Origin of the sequence: Candidatus Synechococcus spongiarum, assembly GCF_900047545.1 — a bacterium.
GTDB lineage: Bacteria > Cyanobacteriota > Cyanobacteriia > PCC-6307 > Cyanobiaceae > Synechococcus_B > Synechococcus_B spongiarum_C.
Window position 1 is genome coordinate 1 of record NZ_FITM01000034.1, and the last position, 6,094, is coordinate 6,094.

The 6,094-nt window shown below is 63.9% G+C and carries 8 protein-coding genes and 1 pseudogene; 5 read left to right on the plus strand and 4 right to left on the minus strand.

Annotated features, from left to right (window positions below; translation table 11 throughout):
- Positions 1-423: 423 nt before the first annotated feature.
- Positions 424-1,032, minus strand: coding sequence for a 30S ribosomal protein S4 (gene rpsD, locus FLM9_RS01375; RefSeq protein WP_074456919.1), 609 nt, complete (start codon positions 1,030-1,032; stop codon positions 424-426).
- A gap of 69 nt (positions 1,033-1,101) precedes the next feature.
- Here rpsD and yidD point away from each other — a divergent pair, with 69 nt between their 5' ends.
- The 3 genes from yidD to FLM9_RS01390 are packed head-to-tail and all read left to right on the plus strand — an operon-like array spanning position 1,102 to position 3,222.
- Positions 1,102-1,359 carry a membrane protein insertion efficiency factor YidD gene (gene yidD, locus FLM9_RS01380; RefSeq protein WP_306806770.1) on the plus strand — a complete coding sequence of 86 codons (258 nt, stop codon included), beginning with the start codon at positions 1,102-1,104 and terminating at the stop codon, positions 1,357-1,359.
- Positions 1,356-1,655 carry a glutaredoxin family protein gene (locus FLM9_RS01385; RefSeq protein WP_074456920.1) on the plus strand — a complete coding sequence of 100 codons (300 nt, stop codon included), beginning with the start codon at positions 1,356-1,358 and terminating at the stop codon, positions 1,653-1,655. Before yidD ends, FLM9_RS01385 begins: the two co-directional genes overlap by 4 nt.
- Positions 1,656-1,713: 58 nt before the next feature.
- On the plus strand, positions 1,714-3,222 hold the full coding sequence (locus tag FLM9_RS01390; protein WP_074456921.1) for a UDP-N-acetylmuramoyl-L-alanyl-D-glutamate--2,6-diaminopimelate ligase: 1,509 nt from the start codon (positions 1,714-1,716) through the stop codon (positions 3,220-3,222).
- 39 nt (positions 3,223-3,261) lie between these two features.
- On the opposite strand, the gene FLM9_RS01395 is transcribed toward FLM9_RS01390, so the two are convergent.
- From FLM9_RS01395 to FLM9_RS08060, 3 genes are read right to left on the minus strand one after another with little or no spacing between them, the layout of a single operon-like run.
- Entirely contained in the window at positions 3,262-3,612 is a 351-nt protein-coding gene (locus FLM9_RS01395) for a hypothetical protein (protein WP_257242946.1), read from the minus strand.
- A 21-nt stretch (positions 3,613-3,633) separates the two neighbouring features.
- On the minus strand, positions 3,634-4,851 hold the full coding sequence (locus tag FLM9_RS01400; RefSeq protein WP_306806771.1) for an aminotransferase class V-fold PLP-dependent enzyme: 1,218 nt from the start codon (positions 4,849-4,851) through the stop codon (positions 3,634-3,636).
- Positions 4,835-5,005 (minus strand): hypothetical protein, encoded by a 171-nt coding sequence (locus FLM9_RS08060; RefSeq protein WP_180365262.1) that lies wholly within the window; start codon positions 5,003-5,005, stop codon positions 4,835-4,837. The genes FLM9_RS01400 and FLM9_RS08060 overlap by 17 nt, the downstream gene beginning before the upstream one ends.
- 553 nt (positions 5,006-5,558) lie before the next feature.
- On the opposite strand from FLM9_RS08060, the gene FLM9_RS08065 reads away from it, so the two are divergent.
- Together FLM9_RS08065 and FLM9_RS01405 are read left to right on the plus strand one after the other, a co-directional pair.
- A complete protein-coding gene (locus FLM9_RS08065) occupies positions 5,559-5,723 on the plus strand; it encodes a hypothetical protein (protein ID WP_180365263.1) in 165 nt (54 codons plus the stop codon).
- 66 nt (positions 5,724-5,789) lie between these two features.
- Positions 5,790-6,094: pseudogene (locus tag FLM9_RS01405) on the plus strand (hypothetical protein); the annotation flags it as partial.

Here is a 6,094-nt window from a genome sequence, read left to right on the forward strand (position 1 = left end):
CTCCGCTCAAAATCGCTGAAGCCAAGTTGACAGTCTTTGCTCATGGAGCTCCAAGGCTGCTCCTTTCATTATGATACATCCTCTCCCCATTTCTGAGGGTTTCCCTAAGTCAGGGTAACAATACGTTCATCATCAGGTATCTCCCACCACTCCTGACTGGTCCACCTGGGGTTCACGGTAATAGTCAAGGGAGTTGAACGATCTCTGCGAAATCTTTTATGGATGGTGCCAGAATTATGCGGACAAGCACTCGCCTGCTCAGGAAACGGGAAGCGCCAAAGCGGACGCCGAGATCGTGGAATTGAGGTTCACCGCCACTGTCAGGAATCGTTCCTGACAGTAGCCTCCTCCGGGAGTGGTTGGCGTTTTGGCCGTCGGGAGTCCGACAGCAGGACTCTCCAACGGACATGGTTCCTGATGTCTTTATACCTTGCGGGAGTAGTACTCCACCACCAGCAACTCGTTGATTTCCAGGGCCACCCACTCCCGTTCACAGCCCCCCGCCACCTTGGCGGTGAGCTTGTTCTTGTCCAACTCCAGGTGGGGGGGCACGTTGGCCAGACCGGGGAACTCCAGGTTGTCCGTGGCCAGGCGCTTGCTGCCTTTCCGTTCCCGGACGGCCAGGGCGTCGCCGGCCCTGCACTGGTAGCTGGCGATGTTTACCATGCGGCCGTTGACCGTGACGTGGCCATGGTTCACCAACTGGCGGGCGCCGGGAATGGTGGGGGCAAATCCCAGCCGGAAACACACGTTGTCCAGGCGGTTTTCCAGCAGCTTGAGCAGGTTGGTGCCGGTGGAACCGGCCTGGGCGCGGGCTTTTTTGATGTAGCGCACCAACTGCCGCTCGGACACTCCGTAATTGAAACGCAACTTTTGCTTTTCTTCCAGACGGATGGCGTATTCGGAGCGCTTGCGACGGGCTTGGCCGTGCTGACCGGGGGGATAAGACCGCTTGGCGGACTTACGCGTGAGACCGGGAAGGTCTCCCAAGCGCCGCGTAATCCTCAGGCGAGGGCCGCGGTATCGAGACATGGGTAGTGGTCCTCGTGCAGTGGTGTGCAGGAAAATTTGGCACCATGGGTTCAGCCATCGCACCAAATCGTGAGTGTAACCCCCCGCAAGGGTGACGGCCCCACCAAATGGCTGGCGGCGCCGCTCATTGGCCTCATCGGCCTCTATCAGCGGTTCATCTCGCCCCTGTTGGCGCCCCGCTGTCGTTTCAGTCCCAGTTGCAGCGCCTATGCCATGGAGGCCCTGGAGCGCCATGGCCTCTGGCGGGGCAGCTGGTTGAGTGTTTGGCGGCTGCTGCGGTGCCACCCCTTCACGGCAGGGGGCTACGACCCTGTTCCCGACCCATGAGCCACTCCGCCTGGCCACCCCTCGTCCTGCTGACCCGTTCCGGGTGCTGCCTCTGCACCGGCCTGGCGAAGCGCCTGGGCTCCCTGCTGCCCCAGGGGACCCTGCAGCTTGTGGACGTGGACGTGGATCCGGTGTTGCAGCAGCGTTTTGGGCTGCTGGTGCCCCTGCTGATAGTGGGGTCGGACCCCCTGCAAGATCCCGTCCTGCCGCGGGTGCCGCCACGGCTCAAGGGGTTGGCGCTGCGGTGCTGGCTGGAGAAGCATCTCGGCCCGTTCACCGGGTCGGCCCCTGGCTGATGGGGGCCGCAGCCCGCAAGCTTGGGGGGTCGTCAAGTCCATCGCTGGAGTTGAGCCCATGGCTGCACCCATGCGCCTCCATCACCTTCTGAAGGCTGCTGCCGTTCCCGTCCCCACTCTGATGGCGGATCTTGAGATTCTGGCGGTCTCAGGGGATTCCAGGCGGTTACCGCCTGCTGCCCTGTTTGTGGGGGTGCCGGGCGCCCACGTGGACGGCGGGGACCACTGGGTAGCCAGTCTGGCGGCCGGGGCGGCGGCGGCGGTGATCGGCCCCGAGGCGGCCCGGAAGCATCCACCGGGTCCGGGGGATCCCGTGGTGGTGGTGAATAACCCTGCCACCTGTCTGGGGCGACTGGCAGCCGCCTTCTGGGGGCACCCCAGCCAGCGGTTGCAACTCATTGGCGTGACCGGCACCAACGGCAAAACCACCACCACCCACTGGATTGAGCATCTGAGCACGGCCCTGGGAACGCCCACAGCCCTGTTGGGCACCCTGGAGAATCGCTGGCCGGGAACCGTGATGACGGCCATCCACACCACGGCGCCGGCGGACGTGGTGCATGGACAGCTTGCCCAGGCGGTGGCGGACGGCGTGCAACGGGCCGCCATGGAAGTGAGCTCCCACGCCCTGGCGCAGCAGCGGGTGGCGGGGCTGGTGTTTGCTGGCGCCGTGTTCACCAACCTGAGCCAGGACCACCTGGATTTTCACGGGGACATGGAGGCTTATTTCCAGGCCAAGGCCCGGCTGTTTGCGGCAGACCTGCTTCATGGGCAGGCCGTGATCAATTGTGAGGACCCCTATGGGCGTCGCCTGCGGCAGCAGCTGGGTGGCAACGCCTGGGGCTGCCGCCTGCTGGATCCACGGCAACGGGATGGGCATCCCCCGGCGCCGCCGGATGCCGAATTGGTGATGTGTGACCTGGCCATGGGCGCCAAGGGGGTGGAGGGACGGCTCGTCAGCCCCATGGGGGAAGGGTGGTTTCACTCTCCCATGGTGGGACGTTTCAACTTGATGAACCTGCTCCAGGCGGTGGGGGTGCTGCTGAGTTGCGGGGCTCCTCTGGGGTCGTTACTGGAGCATGTGCCCCACTTTGGGGGGGTGCCCGGCCGGATGGAGTCCATCCCAGCGCCGGACATCACCGTGGTGGTGGACTATGCCCACACCCCTGACGGCCTGGCCAGTGCGTTGCAGGCCCTGCGCCCCTTCGTGGTGGGGCGGCTGATCTGTGTGTTCGGCTGCGGCGGAGATCGGGATCGGGGCAAGCGGCCCCCCATGGCGGCGGTAGCCGCCGCACTGGCCGACGAACTGGTGATCACCTCCGATAACCCCCGCATGGAAGATCCCGAGGCCATCCTGGAGGAGATCTGCGCCGGCCTGCCAGCGGGAACGCCTCACCAGCGGGAACTGGACCGGAGTCTGGCCATTCATAGGGCGGTGATTCAGGCTGGGGCAGGGGATACGGTGCTCATCGCCGGCAAGGGCCATGAGACCGTCCAGATTATCGGCCATGAACAACGGCCCTTCGATGATCGCCGTGTGGCGGCAGCCGCCGTGGCCCAGCGCTAAGACGCCACCGGTCCCCCTGGCGCAGTGGCGGACGCGGGCTCAGGTGGCGGCCATGGGAATCTGGTCGTCGGCGTCGTCCTCAAGGGCGCCGGCCACCAGGCCCTCCTCCTCCACCAGGGCGTCAGCAGTGAACTCGATCATCCGCAGGCGGGCGTGGGGGTTGCCCTGGCGGGCGTCCTCGAACATGGACTGGATATGAAGCCGGGCAAACCCGGTTTCCCGGAGAATGGTCACCACCTTCAAGGCGGGGAGCAGGGCGCCGGTCAAGGCCATGTTCACCCTGTGCTCCGCTACGGCAAAGGCATTGGCAAAACATTGGCCATCGCTGCGGGTTTCCACCGCAGCCAGGGGATGAAAAAAGCGGGGACGGCGTTTAGGGGACACAATCACGCTGCAAATGTGATTGAAACCTTAAGCCTCGGGAGTCCCTGAATTTGTGCCTAAGGAAGCAATTTCATGAATCAGGCGTTCCGATTCCGTGGGCAACGTGGTCACATGGCAGCAGGCCCGTACACAGTCCGGCTCCTCAAAGCTTCGTAACACCAGGCCCCGCGCCGCCAGGGCACTGACTACCTGTTGGGACCCAAAACCCCGCACCCGAAAACTCACCATCCCGGCGGGCGGCGCCTCCGGCAATAGGGTCTCCACCCCGTCCAGTTGCCGCAAGCCATGCCAAAGCGCGCCGCTGCGGACCCGGATCCGCTCCAGCCGCTGGCAGGGATCCCCCACCGTCGCCAGCCTGTGGAGAGATTGCAACAGACCCGCCGCTAGGGGGGAGCAACTGGTGGCAATTTCATAGCGGCGAGCGTCCCCATGGAGACGCAGGGGGTCGGCCGGATCCTTGGCCAGGCCCCGCCAGCCAATCATGGTGGGTGTGCCCACCTCAAGCAGGCGCCGGGAGAGGGCCACAGCCCCCAGACCCTCCGGCCCGCAGAGCCATTTGTGGCCGGTGAAGGCGTAAAGATCTGCTGCCGCCACCGCTTCCTGCAGAGGCACGGCGCCTGTGGACTGGGCACCGTCCACCACCAGCCACGGCTGGTTGACATGCTCCCTGAGGCGGCGGCCCACGGCAGGAAGGGGCATGGCGGCCCCCGTGGTCCACAGCAGATGGCTCAGCACCACCAGTCGCGTGCGGGGCTGGAGAGCCTGATCCAAACGCTCCAGCACCTGCTCCGCTCCACAATACTGCTGAACCGGGAGGGTCTTCACCTGGAGCTGTTCCCGGCGGGCAAGCTCATGGCAGGTGGCCACGACACCGGGGTGCTCCCCGTCACCGATGAGCAGTTCATCACCAGGGCGCCACGGTAGCCCCCACAGGGGCAATACACAGCCGGAAGTGACGTTTTCCGTGAACGCCAGGCGCTGGGATGGAACGCCGCAGAGGGCAGCCAATGCCAGGCGCAGTGAGGCGATCAACTCCTCCACGTAGGAGAAGACCGGCTTGGCGAAGGGTCCCAACTCCTGGATGCGGCGCCAGCTTGCAGCCATGGCGTGGAGGGACGCCGTCGGTAACGGCCCCTGGCCGCCGTAGTTGAAGTAGATCTTGTTGGCCAGGGCGGGCATGTCCTGCCGTAAGGCCATGATGGCCTTCTCCTGCTGCGGGAGCGCAGCGTCAGATCCACTGGCCAATGGCAACTGCAGCGACAGCAGAGAAAACGGTAATTCCTAACGCCATGAGAGGGTTCTGGCCCTGGGCGACCGCATAGGAGGTAACCACGCCCGCCGCCAAGGCGGCAACGGCCAATTGGGACGCAACGGTCTGTCCATCGAAGCCTGGTTTCACGGCGAGCGAAAAAGCAGGAGCAACGGGACGCTACCCAGACCCACATCCCTGGAGACGGACGCCAGCGGCGTTTGCTTACGCAACTTCAGATCTCTTGAGATTTCTTGATCTACCGGAGGGGACCTGTGGATCTTCCTCGCGGTACAGCCCATGACCAGGGCTGCAAGCCCCGTCCTTATAGAGCGGTGTGCTGCCATCCAAACATGGCTCAGGCCACAGACGCGGCAGGGCTTGCCGCGTCTGGAAACCACCTGTGGAAGGGCAGTAAGACCAGCAGGCTTAGGCCGGGCGAGCATCCCCTGCGAAGCAGGAACCTACCTGAAGGAGGAGGCAACTGCCAAGTCCGAGAAGGAATCCCGGCCCTGAGAGGGCCGGGAGGACGTCAATACCTCAAATCCCGTCCCCGATCCCGTGGAAAAAGAGTCCCGGACTTCCCATCCTGCGGATCCCTCGCTTGCTCCTGCAGGGGCGCCACAGAAGCAGGAGCGGGATTACCTGATCATTGGGCTTACCATTGCCTTGATGGCCATGGTGATGGCAGGCTTCATTTTCCTTGGATAGCAAGATCGGTGCCCTGGAAACGGTGCTGAACGGTCGAATTAATGCTCTGAGCGCCGGGATTGACGGCCTGGAAGCAACGTTAAATGCCAAGCCCGACGGGCTCTGTAGCATTGATGCCGTCGTCATATTCGGCACCTGTTGCGGCAAACTGTGGTGACCTGCTCCCCGTCAACTGAAGGTCGCCCTGAAGCACGTCTTTCTTCGCTCCCCGTGGCGGTGGCTGGTGATGCCACTGCTGCTGGTGCTGGTGTTCTGGGGGGGGCAGTTAGTCCTCTCGCCAGAGGCGCGTTACCGCTTTAGTCGTCCTGGCAACGTGTTGGTGCTGGGTATTGATCCCATCGGCGCCAATGCCGACGTGGTGGTTGCCCTTCTCATGGAGCAGGACCAGATGCGGATCATCCAGATTCCCCGTGACACCTTTACCCACAGCGAGGCCCTTGGCTCCTGGAAAATCGGTGAGCTTTACGGCCTGGCCGGTGCGGAGGCCGTGCAAGAGCAGGTTGCCGTCCTTGTGGATGCCGATTTTCC